Origin of the sequence: Enterobacter cloacae complex sp. SHL022 (genome assembly GCF_049237785.1) — a bacterium.
GTDB classification, from domain to species: domain Bacteria; phylum Pseudomonadota; class Gammaproteobacteria; order Enterobacterales; family Enterobacteriaceae; genus Enterobacter; species Enterobacter hormaechei_C.
On the sequence record NZ_JBMKJH010000014.1, the window covers coordinates 22694 to 37519 of the forward strand.

A 14826-nucleotide genomic window follows, 5' to 3' on the forward strand; every position below is an offset into this window, starting at 1 on the left:
ATTGCTTAACCCTCGGCGAAAGCTAGACTGACACCGAAAGAGATAAAACGGTGGAGGCGCTGTGGAGAGCATAAAAGGGTCTGAGGTTAACGTACCTGACGCAGTTTTTGCATGGGTGTTTGATGGACGTGGCGGCGCAAGGCCGCTTGAAGATCAGGATCATATCGACAACGAACATCCATGCTGGCTGCACCTCAACTACACGCACCCGGACAGCGCCGAGTGGCTCGCGTCCACGCCGCTATTGCCCAACAACGTTCGGGATGCGCTGGCGGGAGAAAGTCTCAGACCCCGCGTCAGCCGGATGGGTGACGGGACGTTAATTACGCTGCGTTGTATAAACGGCAGTACGGATGAGCGTCCGGATCAGCTGGTGGCCATGCGTGTTTATATGGATGAACGGCTGATTGTTTCCACCCGCCAGCGAAAAGTGCTGGCGCTGGATGACGTCATTAACGATCTGAAAGAGGGCACGGGACCAACGGATTGCGGCAGCTGGCTGGTGGATGTGTGTGATGCGTTGACCGATCATGCCAGCGAGTTTATAGAAGAACTTCACGATAAAATCATCGATCTGGAAGATAACTTGCTCGATCAGCAAATCCCCCCACGTGGTTTTCTGGCGTTGCTGCGTAAACAGCTCATCGTGATGCGCCGCTATATGACCCCCCAGCGCGACGTTTATGCGCGACTGGCCAGCGAACGCATGAGCTGGATGAACGACGATCAGCGCCGCAGAATGCAGGATATCGCTGACCGGCTCGGACGTGGTCTGGACGAGATTGACTCATGTATTGCCAGAACGGCAGTCATGGCGGATGAGATAGCCCAGGTAATGCAGGAGTCGTTAGCCAGGAGAACGTACACCATGTCGCTGATGGCGATGGTCTTTTTACCGAGTACCTTCCTGACGGGGTTGTTTGGCGTAAACCTCGGAGGGATCCCCGGCGGTGAATATCACTATGGCTTCACGACATTTTGCGTCATGTTAGTGGTTTTGATTGGCGGTGTTGCGTGGTGGTTGCATCGTAGTAAATGGCTGTAAATTTACGCTTTTCTGTGGCAGAGTCGGCTTCAAAACGACATTTTAATTGAGCGAAGTCAATAAACTCCGACCATGTTAGGTGCAATATTACTCCCGCAGGTGAATGCAACGTCAAGCGATGGGCGTTGCGCTCCATATTGTCTTACTTCCTTTTTTTGAATTACTGCATAGCACAATTGATTCGTACGACGCCGACTTCATAGTCGGCTTTTTTTTGCCTCCTGTTTATCTGCGTCTACCCTTTAGGGGTCAGCACCCTAATCTGGAGGAAAAGATGAGTATGCTACTTGCCCTGCAACGCCTGAACACCTGGCAGTCCGATCCGGTGCCCACCGATCCGACGCCGATACCCGATCCTGTCCCACGTCCGCAGCCGATGCCTGATCCACCGCCGGATGAAGAGCCGATTAAATTGTCGCATCGTTAGCGCAGATCTGCGAGGATACGCGCCATCTGACTGCAATCATTACTACGAGAGTATATTGTGACCGCTTTTTCCACGCTGAACGTTCTGCCTGAAGCCCAACTGGCTAACCTAAATGAGTTGGGCTACCTCACTATGACCCCTGTCCAGGCCGCCGCGCTGCCGGCTATCCTTGAAGGCCGTGACGTGCGCGTGCAGGCGAAAACCGGCAGTGGAAAAACGGCTGCATTCGGGCTAGGCCTGTTACAACACATTGATGCAACCCTGTTTCAGACTCAGTCCCTGATACTCTGCCCGACGCGCGAGCTGGCCGACCAGGTCGCGGGTGAGCTGCGTCGTCTGGCGCGTTTTTTGCCTAACACTAAAATTTTAACGCTCTGCGGCGGGCAACCGTTTGGTGCGCAGCGCGATTCCCTTCAGCACGCGCCGCATATCATTGTGGCAACGCCGGGCCGTCTGCTCGATCACCTGCAAAAAGGCACCGTTTCACTCGATGCACTGCAAACGCTGGTGATGGATGAAGCTGACCGCATGCTGGATATGGGCTTCAGCGATGCGATTGACGAAGTGATCCGCTTTGCGCCAGCCACGCGTCAGACGCTGCTTTTTTCTGCCACCTGGCCCGAGGCGATTGCGGCGATCAGCGGGCGCGTGCAGAAGAACCCGCTGACCATTGAAATCGATGCTGTCGATGCGTTACCGGCGATTGAGCAGCAGTTCTTCGAGACATCGCAGCAGGGCAAAATTCCACTGCTACAAAAATTGCTGAGCCAACACCAGCCAGCGTCCTGCGTGGTGTTCTGTAATACCAAAAAAGACTGTCAGGCGGTGTGCGATGCCCTGAATGATGCAGGACAGAGCGCATTATCGCTGCATGGCGATCTGGAACAGCGCGATCGCGATCAGACGCTGGTGCGTTTCGCTAACGGCAGCGCTCGCGTGCTGGTTGCAACGGATGTGGCGGCCCGTGGTCTGGATATTAAATCGCTTGAGCTGGTGGTGAATTTCGAACTGGCATGGGATCCGGAAGTGCATGTCCACCGCATCGGGCGTACTGCGCGTGCGGGTAACAGTGGTCTCGCCATCAGCTTCTGCGCACCTGAAGAGGCGCAGCGCGCTAATATTCTTTCGGAAATGCTGCAACTGAAACTCAACTGGGTGAATACCCCAGGTAATATCAGCATCGCTCCGCTGGCGGCGGAAATGGCCACCCTGTGCATCGACGGCGGTAAAAAGGCCAAAATGCGTCCCGGTGACGTTCTGGGGGCGTTAACAGGGGATATCGGTCTCGACGGGACAGATATTGGCAAGATCACGGTCTACCCTGCGCATGTCTACGTAGCGGTTCGCCAGTCGGTTGCGCATAAGGCCTGGAAACAGTTGCAGGGCGGGAAGATTAAAGGGAAAACCTGCCGCGTTCGACTGCTGAAGTAAGCTTAAAACGCGTCTCAGAAACGATATCTGAGACGCTGCCAGGTTACTTGACTTCTACCACGTTCAGGCGCAGTTCATCGAATTGCGCATCCTCTTCCTCTGGCTGCCAGCCAGCAGGCTGCATCGGGATCTCTTCGCGATCAAACGCCAGATCCCCGCCATTCACCACCTCTGAACCGTGGTTAATCCCTTTGAAATCGAACAGTTCAACGTCGGCGAGGTGCGAAGGCACCACGTTCTGCATGGCGCTGAACATGGTTTCGATGCGGCCCGGATAGCGTTTATCCCAGTCACGCAGCATATCGCCAATGACCTGACGTTGCAGGTTCGGCTGTGAGCCGCACAGATTGCACGGAATGATAGGGAAGGCTTTGGCCTGAGAGAAACGCTCAATGTCTTTCTCGCGGCAGTAGGCAAGTGGGCGGATCACGATGTGTTTGCCGTCGTCGCTCATCAGCTTCGGTGGCATTCCCTTCATTTTGCCGCCGTAGAACATATTCAGAAACAGCGTTTGCAGAATGTCGTCCCGGTGATGGCCAAGCGCAATCTTGGTGGCACCCAGTTCGGTTGCGGTGCGGTACAGAATGCCGCGACGCAAACGTGAGCAGAGCGAGCAGGTCGTTTTGCCCTCTGGGATCTTCTCTTTAACAATGCCGTAGGTATTCTCTTCTACGATTTTGTACTCAACGCCCAGGTTATCAAGGTACTCCGGCAGGATATGCTCCGGGAAGCCAGGTTGTTTCTGATCGAGGTTAACCGCGACCAGGGAAAAGTTCACCGGTGCGCTTTGCTGTAGATTACGCAGGATCTCCAGCATGGTGTAGCTGTCTTTACCGCCCGACAGGCAGACCATGATGCGATCGCCTTCTTCAATCATGTTGAAGTCTGCAATGGCTTCGCCCACGTTACGGCGCAGTCGCTTTTGCAGTTTATTCAGGTTGTATTGCTCTTTCTTTGTATTTGATTGATTTTCTTGCATTTATTACTACCTTCGGAGCCAATAGGGGCATAATAGGGGCAAAAATTCTTCAGCGTGCGAGCTTGTCGTTAAGCATCAGCACCTGTTCGCCATTCATTTCTTCAATCCACGCACCGTAGACTTCATAAACCATTTGCGCGTTTTCATGCCCCATCTGGCTGGCTATGAAAGACGGATTAGCGCCGGCAGATAAAAGCCAGCAGGCAAAAGTATGCCGCGTATGGTACGGATTCCGGCGGCGAATACCAGCACGTTTTACAGCTGCGTTAAATCTGGAGCCGATACTCGATAAAGAGTAGTAGGCCTTCTGTATGCCCTTGCGCATCCTGGGCATGAAAACAAACCGCAGGTTCTGATATTCCATCGCACCATACTCTCGGTGATGAAACACAATCTCGGTTTTGGGCTGTAACGAAGTCAGCTTACGCTGTGCCTTCAAGGCCTCTAGTGCTGGCTCTAAAAGCGTGATAACGCGATCACCTGCATCGGTTTTTGGTGGGACGAACATTCCTAGCGCATTAAGGTTGCGCTGTATATGAGCCGTACCTTTTTCCCAGTCGATATCTTCCCAGGCAAGAGCTGCAAGCTCTCCATGACGGACACCAGTATAAACTGCGAACGTCCACATATTGAGGCTTTGGCCACGCTCGGATGCCGCAAGCAAACTAAACTCCTGCTTCGTTAAAGGATCCGGTTTTACTTTCCCTTTGTGTAGTTTCTTGATCCCTTCAAAGGGTTTGCCACTGATAAAGCCAGACTTGTGTGCAAACCGAAGAAGGGAGCACAGAAGCGATATATAGTTGTTCACGGTACGCACAGTGCGTCCCTGTTTGTTACTTCTGGGATTTGCCAGGTAAAGTGTCTCACCGTTCAACAGCTCCTTTCTGTATTTCAGAATGTCGCTGTGGCGTATAGTTGAAACAGGCGTATCTCCGTTAATGATGTGCATTAACGTACCGAGTTGTGAGCGAGTCTTACGCATGGTATTCGCGCTAATTTCGGTTTCTTTAATGCTCGTCCACAGCTCACACAGCTCTGATAAGGTTTGAACTGAAACAGTGGTTACGGTTTTTTTTGCTCTGGACGATGAAGGAAAGCGCTGATGGTAATCAAACTCTCCAAGGTTGATCTCACTAACGATCACAGCCCGAAGATTCCCGGCTTTTTTGATGTTCGCCGGGGTGTTAATCCAACCTTTGAGAATTTCGCGGCAACGCTTTCCCCGGTACATAAACCAGATACAAATCTTATTGTTTCTGATTTCGACACCTGTAGGCAAAGCTGCCATCTTACGCATCCCTTATTAACTGATTAATTCTCGGATAGTTATACCAGGTTGTGCCACGCAAGGTTTTTTCCCCAGAAGGCGATATCCGTTTAAAATGGACACCTTCTACCCAGCAGCCCTGGCGATACTTCTCAATCTGTCGTTGGGTCAGGCCTGTTTTTTCTGTGAGCCTGGCGCCAACAACCCATTCTTCGTTAAAAATTACCTGCGACATGGTTCACCTCAGGTAACCGGCATGAGTATAGATATGCCGGTCTTCAGTCGTTGATATTTCAGTTTCAGTTTGCCTGGCCGGGCAGGGAACGCAGTCGGCGCATGCCGGTCATTGCTGTGGCCACGTAGCTTGCCTTGCAGTTCACTACCTCGACCCAGACCTTCACGCCTTCCACTCTCACCGTATAGGTCTCTTTCATCTTGCTGCGCCCATAGTCACCATATCTTTGCTGGTGGGCTGCGAGCGCGATTTCACATGCCTGGCGAGCTAAAGGGGATTGCTTACTGCCTCGATTAATCAGTCGCATTTCTTCTCCTTGAGGGAGGGTTTCTCCTCCCGATCTCGTTAGTCCACGTATTCCGGTTTCATATCCGCCAGGGTGATGCTGAACTGATCGTGTAGTTCCTCTCCTAAATGGCGTTTCACAGATGCCAACACGCGTTCAGCTTCGCCAAAGCGTTCTGCCGCACCGGGTTCATCTGGAGATGGTAGGGAGTTGATTGCCGCTTCCACCTTGTTACGAGCATCAACCAGGTAATAACGCTTCACAGCTTTGTTCTTCAGTTCAGTGAACAGGGCAGAACCCAGCGTTACTTTCACGGTTTCAATATCTGCGCGCAGAGCTTTAGCGCTATCCACATCCTGAGCCGCCTCGATCCGGTCACGGAAATCATCAGCAAGTGCATCGATATTTTGAGCTGATTCCTGAGCCGTTTGAGTCATAGTGACGTTGTCACCTGAAATGTCTGCAAGGCTTACGTGCTGCGCCGGTGCTGGGTTTACCTCTCGTTCTTCACGGCGATCATCCAGTTCATCCGGGGTATAAACACCCAGAATCACATCCGGGCAGAACAGTCTCGCCCAGCGTTTGACAGCCAAATATGCCAACTGCTGGCGTGGGTCGTCAGCCCACAGGGTAGAGTTTCGGGTTCGGGCCTGAGCCAGCAGTAAATCAAGTTCTCTCGGCTGATCTTCACCTTTCAGAGTTGCGCGGATAATGATGCCGATCCCGGCTTCGTCAGCCAGGGTCCAGCCCGGGACGCGGTACTCGCCTTTATCGCCTTTACGGATGTGGAATTTTCCTACAACCTTTTCCCATGGACCGTACCACTCATAATCAAAACGACTGGCAAGCACGCCGCTGCGTGAAATGACGGCATTAACCAGTTGAGCTTCATACCCGAGCACACCGTTAATCAGGTGCGTCTTCTGCGCCACGGCAAAGGGATTCATCTGCCACTGTGCCGCTTGCATTGCTACCGCCATGCAGTCGGCCTGATTACCCTGTAAGTGTTTAGGAACAGTCGCGGTGCCTTGCGCCATGATCTGCGCGAACGTGCTGATGGCGTTCAGATACTGGGAATCGAACAAAGCCACGTTGGAATTAATAACGGTGTTCTGGTCAGCAACGGAAACGTTTGTGTTATGCATAAATCCCCCTTAAGCCTGAGCGCGCAGCGCTTCGAGGCGGCGCAGGTCGAAGTCGTTCAGTTCATCGGTGTAATCGGTAGTGATCGGCGCTGGCCATTCGCCCGTGTCGAATCCGGTTGCTATGGCACGCATCGTTTTGCGGTACTCGAGCATGCCCAGTTCCAGCAGTTCGGTGGATGCCTCAATGATGGCGATCCAGTGGTAGTTCTCGTCTTTGTTGACGAATATCCAGAAGAACTGGTCCAGCCCCGCGGTCTCGCAATACATAGCTGCGCTGAGGTGGTAGTCCCGGTCAATGATTTCCCGGTGTAGCCTGGCGCGCAGACTTTCTTGCTTCACATTCCACATGCTGATGGTTTTCAGGTCAGCACCGATGCGCACGCCGTCCAGTTCAATCTCAAGGTCAGGGCGTACACGCACTTCTAAACCTGTTTCGTCGTCAAAGCCGAAGTAACTCACTTCAACGGCGCGGCTTGGATGTGTCAGCAGCATGCCGGCGGTCGGGTGCGCCAGGAGTGCAGATTGAATTGCCCGCGCTGTGGCCAGTTGCTGGCGGGTAACCAGAATCTTTTCGCCAGGGTTGTCGCGCCAGGCATCCAGCAGTTCGTCGGCGAATATGGCATCGGGCTTAACCGACTTAACTGCCTGGATCATGTCTGCTTTAGTGCCGGACACTTTCAGCGGCGTCGGTTTCTGCGCTTCCTGTGCGACCAAATCAGGATTGATGATCGCTAATTGCTCGAGTAGCGCATCACGGCTGCCGTTGGTTTTAACCGGCACGGGCAGGGTGGCGTTGTACTCTTTAATGCATGCCTTCATTGCCGTTGCTGTCTGTTTATGGCCTTCTTCAATACGCTGGTAGTCAGCTGGGAGAGCCATATAGCTTTGAGCCGTTTCTTCCAGGCTCGCACCAAGCGGCACTGGAGCGGGAAGGGATGCGTTATGTTGTTCAAGCAACGCTTTAATCTCGTCAGCACTCAGCAGCGCCGGCAGGCTGGCGTTGTACGCGTCGATGAACTCGCGCAGGGTTGCGGTGGTGGTGAAAGCATCCTCCGGGATCCCCGGTTCTAAGCTGAACTCTGCTTCGAGGTTTTCCGGCTGCAATGCAAGGGCATGCACCAGGTTTCCCATGTCCAGCACTTTTGATGCTATGTGAGGGATAGTTTTAGCTACATGGCGCGCATTGAAGTACATCAGGCTGACGCGGGCATCTTTCACCTGAGTTGAGCTGATGCCGTTTGCTGCGTGATAAACATCATTCGGCAGACCTTCGTAGCGGCCAGGTTCGAAGTAGGCCGGGTATTCGATTACTGGCTCTGACTGTTGCTCTTCCGGCGCTATGGAATCTGTCTGCGTATTAGCTGCATAAGCGCCTTCGCCTGGTTGTACCGAATCAACATCTTCGTCTTTCTCTGGCTTAGCCGTTTCCATCTGCACATCGCTGGTGGTCTCCGCTGTGTATTTCGTGTTTTCGACTTCATTTGAGGAGGTATTGACGACCGGTTCGGTATTTCCCCCCATCAGGCCATCGATGGAGAACACGCCGCTGCCGAGATTTTCAACCTGCGGTTGTTCAGCTGGGGCTTCAGTCTCAACTACAGGAGTAGGCAACGGCAGTAATTTCACAGCAGAGTTAAATTCAGCCGTCATGGTTTTATTCACAAACTCAAGATGAGCCGCTGGCGTGTGGTGGATGTTATCTGGCGCGATGCGGATCAAGTTGAAGATTGCCGCACGGTTAACCGCCAGTATGCCGGGCTGATTACGCAGGATGGCGCTCCAGGATTTCCATGGTTCTTCTTTCTTCGCCACGATTTCTTTGGCATGTCGTAACACGCTCGAAGGAATTTCGAAGTGGTGGAAGTCCATAGGCAGTAGGGCGCATGCGATCTCAAGATCGAGAGTGTCCAGAGTGTGATGCGCGCCTTCGCCGCGATCCGTTACATAGCCGCCGTCGGCATTGGTACCAGAATCGGTGCGCTGAACATTACTAATGCGGTTACCGGCTGCCCATTCGCGAACGAGAATGCCGCGGTCAATGTAATCAGTCGCCGCCCAGATTCTGGTGAATCGGAGAACCAAAGCGAGTTCGTGACGCTTCTCCTGGCTGAACACTTTGCGAATGGCGTCGGTGTAGCGCCACAGGTCTTTGGTATCGTAACCCTTCACCTCTTCGCAGTTTTCTGCCGCCAGCAGCAGGTTCTGGACATAGCTGTTGTCTGTGTCCATTTCCAGCGCGCTGATACCTTCGTATTCTTCGCGGATCAAGTGGTGGCGCAGTTCGTCGGCGGTGAACTGAGCGAGTAGCTGCTTGCGAAATGGCATACGAACGACCGGATAACGTGTGGTTTCGTCATCATTCTCGTCAATCTGAATACCGTTTTCAGGTTCTGGAACCTGATCGGTTGTAACATCGGCGTCGCTGGTTCTTTCTGATTTGAGCAGAGTAAGCTTTCCGTTCCTCCACTCTCTCACTACCTCATTACAGTCGCCTGCATCTACTCTCAACCAGTCGGCCATGAAAGCAGCAAGTAGCTTTATTTCGTGCTCTTCATCTGGCGCGAATACCTGCTTAATCGCCTGTACCAGTTTCCACTCAGCGTTCAGGCTGAGTTCGGCAACTTCAGGGGTGTCGTTCTTTGCCAGTAGCAGATTCTGGAGATAGATGTTGCCTTCATCCAGTGACATTTCGCTGGCAACCAGTTGCTGCTCTTTACTGATATGCGTCTGATATTTGTCGCTGGTCAGGTGGAAGGCAAAACGGACTGCTGGAGTACGGTTTTCAAGCTTAACACTCTCGACGGTAGTTTCGACATTTACTGTCGGTTCCGGTGCGGCAGTGTTGTCCACGGCGCCAGTAGACTCAGCACCAGCCTTTGGTAGCCAAGTGCGTCCATCGTCCTGGAGTTCGTAGCGTTTGCACCAGGTGTAATCCACGGTGCTTTCTTTCGGCAGATCGTTATAAACCGGAAAATCGGTGCGAACTGGTTTTGCGTAATCCTTACCGCGGCCGGTTTCAATACCAGCATCTTCAAGCTCAACGTCGAGCTGTAGGTTTGCACGAGCTTCTGATTTCGCAGTGAACCAAATCACTGCGTCTTCTTTGCCGGATTTCTGCGTAGCCTTAACTACATAGAAAAATTCCATGTGAGATCCTCTTTTTTGGATGTAAGATCCCCGGGCCAGAGATAGCGCCCATTGGGTGAACTTTGGTTTTTTAAGTAGTTTTCCGGTGTAACTTTGGTCGGGAGCACCGGACGTACGGGCCGCCTTGCGCGGCTTTAACGTTATGCCTCGTGGGCCATCTGGTCGTACGAAGCACAACGTTCAGAGCAGTATTCTTTTTCTTTGCGCGCCAGCTGGGCACCGTTTCGATAGAGAAGGGTACTTTTAACTACTTTCTCCGGTTCAACCGGCTTGCCGCAGTACCCGCATTTCGTTGAGCTACACATCTGGATTCCCCTTTTGCGCCAACAGGTAGCACAGGCGGCGAAGAATCACCTCGAAGAGGTTCAGTTTCACGGCCTGTTGCCGTCCTGGTTTGCGTGCGAAATCAATCATTCTCACCCTCGTTTGCCTTATCGCCGGCCAGCGGAACGTTTACACCTGATGCGCGTTAATCTCTCCACCTCATCCGACTCTTCATATGCCGTCGGCGGCTACTTCGTGGGCGTCCTGCCTTGGTGGTTCGTAGTGCGTCTTGGTTACTCTAGTAAATCACCACTTTACCCATAGGTCAAGCATTTGAATACACAAAAGTACAGTAATGCTTTACCTGAGGTATGTGGAGTACGAAAATGAGCTATTGAGGGCAAAAAAAATCCCGACGCTAAGGTCGGGATCTGTGAGTTCAGGGCAGGGGCTTGGTGGTTGGGCTGTTGGAAGAAGGCAAAGAAAACCCAGCGCGGTGGCTGGGTAATTGGTTACGGCTTTTTGAGATAAAGGTTGAGCAAGAACATTATTATTGGCATTGCTATAGAAAGTAAAAGTAAGCCTAACATCCAAACCTTGATATCGCCGGCTTTAGAATCAACGAAATCTTTGCTTGCTTTAGTTGAAAGCTTTTCGTCTATATCTTTTAGTTTTTGTAATACTGTAGATATATCAGTTTTAATAGAGGCTGAGCTCTTAGTAAGCTCACGAATATCCATTCGTGCTTCAGAAAGATTCACTTTGATGTTTTCGACATCTGCTTCGAGTTTTGCAACTCTAGCCTCAAGCATGTTTCCACCTCCGCCATTACCGCCATCATGCTCGAATGATGCATTATTTTCGTTATAGCGTCCAGCAGGCAACCGCATGGTCTCTTTTCCAGGTCTCAGTATTGTAACTTTTTCCGGCATGTACTTTTACCCAGCCTTCTTTGTTACCTTAAAAAAGGCATCATTTTGGTGAATGGGTGTTTTACTATCTTGAGGGTAAAAAAGCTCAGCACTAATCTGATAAATTCCTTCCATGTCAAATGGTACTGATGGAAGATCAATATTCAGTCCAACTGCTACTTTATCGGGTTCAGAAGATGGATCTTCTGACATAAATATTTTGTCTCTATCCCAGCTATCGTCGATTACAGAAGTTCCATCTCGAAGTATGTCAAATCTTAATCTGTAGTTTTCTTTGTTTTTCAGGCAGATAAAGTAAAAAGCAATTTGCAGTACCGCTTTGACAGGTAAAACGTCGCATTCAAAAGTTAGTACAGGGGAAAAATTGTGCTGATTTATCCCAACTGTCGTATATGGGAAAAGAAAAGATATTTTTGCATCCATAGTATTACTTCCTTACATCTCATGGAAGAGATCGGAATTAAGGGATTGATTAATTTACTCCGTTATCGCTCTTGATCCTTCGACTCATGTACTTCGCATACAGTTCATCTAGCTCCTTCAGGCGAATTGAGAAGACGCGGAGCATGTTCTTCTGCTCTTCCTCGGGCAGCTGGCGATAGAGCTCAAGCAGGCGCTGTTCGTCTGCCTTAAGTCCGTCTTTCTCGCCAACTTCCTCACCAAGGAGCCAAGGGACCGACACTCCAGCTGCATCAGCTAAAGCAAGTGCCGATTCTTTACTCATCTTGCCGGTTCGAAACCATCCGGTCACCGCTTGTTTGCTGACATTAGCTACTCTGGCCATCTCTGTTTTTGAGAAGCCTTTGTTATTCAATTCAGTCAGCCTAGAAATTAGGCTCTGGTTAGGTTCTTTTCTATTCATATATGGATTGTAAACAATAGCTTTACCACTTGATAGGCAGGTGTTTATTGACTGATTGGTAAATTATTGCTTTACTCTTTTGCACTTAAGGAGGTCCTATGACTGGAATTGAACTTGCAATTTTTCGATCTGGCTCGGCCAGTGCGCTTGGTACTCTGATCGGCGTTTCAAAAATGGCTGTTTCGCTTTGGCGCCGCAAGGGGATCCCGGCTGAGCGAGTGCTGCCAATTTATGGGGTTACCGGCGTGACTCCACACGAGTTGCGCCCTGATCTTTACCCGAATCCCACAGACGGTTTACCTAACCAGGAGCCTTAACAATGCAAACTGTTTCATTTCAACAGAGTAGCAGAGCTTCCTCTACTCCACTGATATTCCCGTGTCATCAAAGCGAATCGGCAGCGCAGGATATTGAACATCGAGATATTTGTTCTGCAGTCCGGGCGTGGGCAGCGGCAGAAGGGCGTGTAGCTGTTGCGCTTCAAATCCAAGAAGCGGCGGAAGAACTTCAGCTTAATGGCGTGGACTTCTCAGGCCAGGCCGACGTCTGGAACGTGAAGCTATTCCGCTGGCTGGATAACAAAGAAGACTCCGCATCGTACCGAAAGAACGTCGAACAGCTGTTGCCAGCGATCATGTCTGTATTACCGATTCGGTACCGCGACCGTGTCGTAAAGAACGACTCGTTTGCCTACCGGATGGCCAGGTTGGAAAAAGAGGTGAGTGAGGCGAAGCAAGCTCTGATGGTTGATGCACCGAAGAAGGAAAAGCTAAAGGAGTTAGGAGAGGGGATTTTCGAAATGTTCCGTGTCGATCCGGATCTCACAGCGCCGCTGCTGGCGATGGTCACAACCATGTTGGGGGCAATATGAGTTCTTCAGAAAAGGCGAAAGCCGGTCTGCGCGAACAGAACCGACTTTCAGGTGCAAAAACGGAGTGTAATTGCGGAGCTAAGTATGTCAAACACAGCTGAAATTATCAATTTCCCCCACAGAACTGAACAAGCGGGAGGTCGTATGGCCGACCTGTCGAACGGGTATACCAAGGTCGCTAACGAGATACAACAACTCAAGCCTCGTCTGAGAATGTCAGGCCGGGAGTGGCAGTGTTTTGAGGCGGTGATCTGGCTTACCTACGGCTGGAACAAGAAACAGGACCGCGTTACGAACACGGTGATCGCCGAGCTTACAGGGCTGAGTGATTCCCACGTTTCGGATGCGCTTAAATCACTCGCAGAACGCAAAATTATCTTCAGTCAGAAGCAGGGAGTGATGAAAACGGTCGGTATAAATACTGACCTTTCTGCCTGGATTTTAGACAAGCCGAAAACGGGAAAAGTCTTCCCGAAATCGGGAAAAGTGTTACCGAAAACGGGAAAAACCTTCCCGGAAACGGTAGACACCCAAGACTATAACAAGAACAATATTAAAATATCCTCGTCTCGGAATTCTGACGAATCCCGAAACCAGAAAACTCAAAAGTTTCTCTCACGCCATCCAGAAGCAGCCGCCGGGATATACACCCCTGCAGGTAAATCATGGGGATCCGCTGACGACCTCAAGGCCGCACGCTGGATTTACGACAGGCTTCTCACCGTCAACGCATCGCTATCCGAACCCAACTGGGCTGAATGGGCAAACACCATAAGGCTGATGCGTGCCCAGGACAAGCGTACTCACTACGAAATCTGTGACCTCTTCCAGTGGGCCAACCGGGATGAGTTCTGGAAAGACAACATCCTGAGCCCTTCAAGTCTGCGCAAGCAATGGGATCAGCTCACTACGAAGCGGCTGCGTGCAACCGGAACGGCAAAGCCATCCCGGGGCGGCATTGACCTGCATAACACCGACTGGATTGACGGGGTGCTGGAATGAAAAACCTCGCAGAGAGCATTCGCGATTTTGACCGGGAACAGGCTTGCCGGGTAGCGCACAACATGCCTGAGCAGTACACCGAACGCGAACAAACGCAGCAGGTGGCTCAGATTATCAACGGGCTGTTCGTACAGCTGGCGGCCGCGTTCCCGGCAAGCCTGGTTAATCGCAGCCAGGAAGACGTGAACGAGATCCGCCGGCAATGGGTGCTGGCCTTTAAAGAAAACGGGATCACAACCATGGCGCAGGTCGAAGCCGGCATGCGCATGGTACGCCGACAGGAGCGTCCATTTCTGCCTTCGCCAGGCCAGTTCATCAAGTGGTGCAGGGAAGGGCGCTGCGTGCTGGGGATCACCACTGCTGACGTCATGGCTGAATACTGGAAGTGGAGGAAGCTGGTTTATCGGTACCCGAGCAGCGAGCTATATCCGTGGCCAAAGGCGGTTTATTACCACATTTGCCTTGAACTGCGGCGCCGTGGAACAAATGGTCAGTTGAGTCTTAAAGAACTCGAGCGTGAAGCCAGTGACATTCTGGATGTGTGGGAAAAGCGGGTGCTGGCCGGGAAGCCGATTCCGCCAGTTCGTAGAGCGTTGGCAGCACCAGTATCGTCGAAGGGACCGACACCTGCAGAGCGTCTCAAAGCCAAATACGAGCGGATGAAGGCTGAAGGAAGGGCATAGGAAAGAAATGGTCCGCTATGAGCGAGAGGTGTGCGTACAGAACGAATTTCATTACATATGAATTAAACATTTCTTCCCTGGGAACGTCGATTGTCGTTTGGGATAGCCAGGCTTTAGCCTGCTGGTAATCGGCAGTTCAGCCAGAAGAAAGAGTGATCCGACAATGTATCCTGCACCTTTTTTACCATAATGATGAAGGCCTTCACCAAGTCACATCCTCAGGTGCCATTTCTGCATAAAGACTAAAATT

Annotated in this window: 17 protein-coding genes and 1 pseudogene; 7 read left to right on the forward strand and 11 right to left on the reverse strand. The window is 51.5% G+C overall.

The genetic code is table 11. The annotated features are described in order from the left end of the window. Positions 1 to 61 precede the first annotated feature (61 nt). From zntB to dbpA, 3 genes are all read left to right on the forward strand, one after another. Positions 62 to 1045 (forward strand): zinc transporter ZntB, encoded by a 984-nt coding sequence (gene zntB, locus ACOTZD_RS21285; RefSeq protein WP_174402402.1) that lies wholly within the window; start codon positions 62 to 64, stop codon positions 1043 to 1045. Positions 1046 to 1325: 280 nt separating this feature from the next. Further along, entirely contained in the window at positions 1326 to 1472 is a 147-nt protein-coding gene (locus ACOTZD_RS21290; protein WP_275427718.1) for a hypothetical protein, read from the forward strand. A 57-nt stretch (positions 1473 to 1529) separates the two neighbouring features. After that, positions 1530 to 2903 carry an ATP-dependent RNA helicase DbpA gene (gene dbpA / locus ACOTZD_RS21295; RefSeq protein ID WP_174402403.1) on the forward strand — a complete coding sequence of 458 codons (1374 nt, stop codon included), beginning with the start codon at positions 1530 to 1532 and terminating at the stop codon, positions 2901 to 2903. A 43-nt stretch (positions 2904 to 2946) separates the two neighbouring features. Here the strand turns inward: dbpA and ttcA are convergent, their stop codons facing one another. The 11 genes and pseudogenes from ttcA to ACOTZD_RS21350 form a co-directional block, all read right to left on the reverse strand. Further along, positions 2947 to 3882 carry a tRNA 2-thiocytidine(32) synthetase TtcA gene (gene ttcA, locus ACOTZD_RS21300; RefSeq protein WP_003856923.1) on the reverse strand — a complete coding sequence of 312 codons (936 nt, stop codon included), beginning with the start codon at positions 3880 to 3882 and terminating at the stop codon, positions 2947 to 2949. A 49-nt stretch (positions 3883 to 3931) separates the two neighbouring features. Continuing rightward, positions 3932 to 5170: a site-specific integrase gene (locus tag ACOTZD_RS21305; RefSeq protein WP_174402404.1), complete on the reverse strand. Its 1239-nt coding sequence runs from the start codon at positions 5168 to 5170 to the stop codon at positions 3932 to 3934. Between the two features lies 1 nt (position 5171). Continuing rightward, positions 5172 to 5384: an excisionase family protein gene (gene xisR / locus ACOTZD_RS21310; RefSeq protein WP_022651304.1), complete on the reverse strand. Its 213-nt coding sequence runs from the start codon at positions 5382 to 5384 to the stop codon at positions 5172 to 5174. A 64-nt stretch (positions 5385 to 5448) separates the two neighbouring features. Beyond that, positions 5449 to 5691 (reverse strand): DUF4060 family protein, encoded by a 243-nt coding sequence (locus ACOTZD_RS21315; protein ID WP_020882485.1) that lies wholly within the window; start codon positions 5689 to 5691, stop codon positions 5449 to 5451. Between the two features lie 38 nt (positions 5692 to 5729). Further along, positions 5730 to 6815, reverse strand: coding sequence for a RecT family recombinase (locus ACOTZD_RS21320; RefSeq protein ID WP_022651303.1), 1086 nt, complete (start codon positions 6813 to 6815; stop codon positions 5730 to 5732). Positions 6816 to 6824: 9 nt separating this feature from the next. Then, a complete protein-coding gene (locus tag ACOTZD_RS21325; protein WP_174402405.1) occupies positions 6825 to 9962 on the reverse strand; it encodes a RecE family exodeoxyribonuclease in 3138 nt (1045 codons plus the stop codon). A 140-nt stretch (positions 9963 to 10102) separates the two neighbouring features. Beyond that, positions 10103 to 10267 carry a YdaE family protein gene (locus tag ACOTZD_RS21330; protein ID WP_032628279.1) on the reverse strand — a complete coding sequence of 55 codons (165 nt, stop codon included), beginning with the start codon at positions 10265 to 10267 and terminating at the stop codon, positions 10103 to 10105. Continuing rightward, positions 10260 to 10415, reverse strand: a pseudogene (locus ACOTZD_RS21335) (hypothetical protein); the annotation flags it as partial. The pseudogene ACOTZD_RS21335 and the gene ACOTZD_RS21330, both read right to left, overlap by 8 nt. A gap of 323 nt (positions 10416 to 10738) precedes the next feature. Further along, positions 10739 to 11158 carry a hypothetical protein gene (locus ACOTZD_RS21340; protein WP_234784026.1) on the reverse strand — a complete coding sequence of 140 codons (420 nt, stop codon included), beginning with the start codon at positions 11156 to 11158 and terminating at the stop codon, positions 10739 to 10741. 6 nt (positions 11159 to 11164) lie between these two features. Beyond that, on the reverse strand, positions 11165 to 11581 hold the full coding sequence (locus ACOTZD_RS21345; RefSeq protein ID WP_032628277.1) for a hypothetical protein: 417 nt from the start codon (positions 11579 to 11581) through the stop codon (positions 11165 to 11167). A gap of 49 nt (positions 11582 to 11630) precedes the next feature. Further along, complete coding sequence (locus tag ACOTZD_RS21350) at positions 11631 to 12020, reverse strand: helix-turn-helix domain-containing protein (RefSeq protein ID WP_023324750.1); 390 nt, start codon at positions 12018 to 12020, stop codon at positions 11631 to 11633. A 98-nt stretch (positions 12021 to 12118) separates the two neighbouring features. Here ACOTZD_RS21350 and ACOTZD_RS21355 point away from each other — a divergent pair, with 98 nt between their 5' ends. The 4 genes from ACOTZD_RS21355 to ACOTZD_RS21370 all read left to right on the forward strand — a co-directional run bounded on the left by ACOTZD_RS21355 (position 12119) and on the right by ACOTZD_RS21370 (position 14576). Further along, positions 12119 to 12337, forward strand: coding sequence for a transcriptional regulator (locus tag ACOTZD_RS21355; protein ID WP_014832188.1), 219 nt, complete (start codon positions 12119 to 12121; stop codon positions 12335 to 12337). Between the two features lie 2 nt (positions 12338 to 12339). Beyond that, on the forward strand, positions 12340 to 12891 hold the full coding sequence (locus tag ACOTZD_RS21360; protein WP_023324749.1) for a toxin YdaT family protein: 552 nt from the start codon (positions 12340 to 12342) through the stop codon (positions 12889 to 12891). Positions 12892 to 12975: 84 nt separating this feature from the next. After that, positions 12976 to 13893, forward strand: a complete 918-nt coding sequence (locus ACOTZD_RS21365) for a replication protein (protein WP_032628274.1) — start codon at positions 12976 to 12978, stop codon at positions 13891 to 13893. After that, complete coding sequence (locus ACOTZD_RS21370; RefSeq protein ID WP_063444233.1) at positions 13890 to 14576, forward strand: replication protein P; 687 nt, start codon at positions 13890 to 13892, stop codon at positions 14574 to 14576. Before ACOTZD_RS21365 ends, ACOTZD_RS21370 begins: the two co-directional genes overlap by 4 nt. Positions 14577 to 14826: the final 250 nt, after the last annotated feature.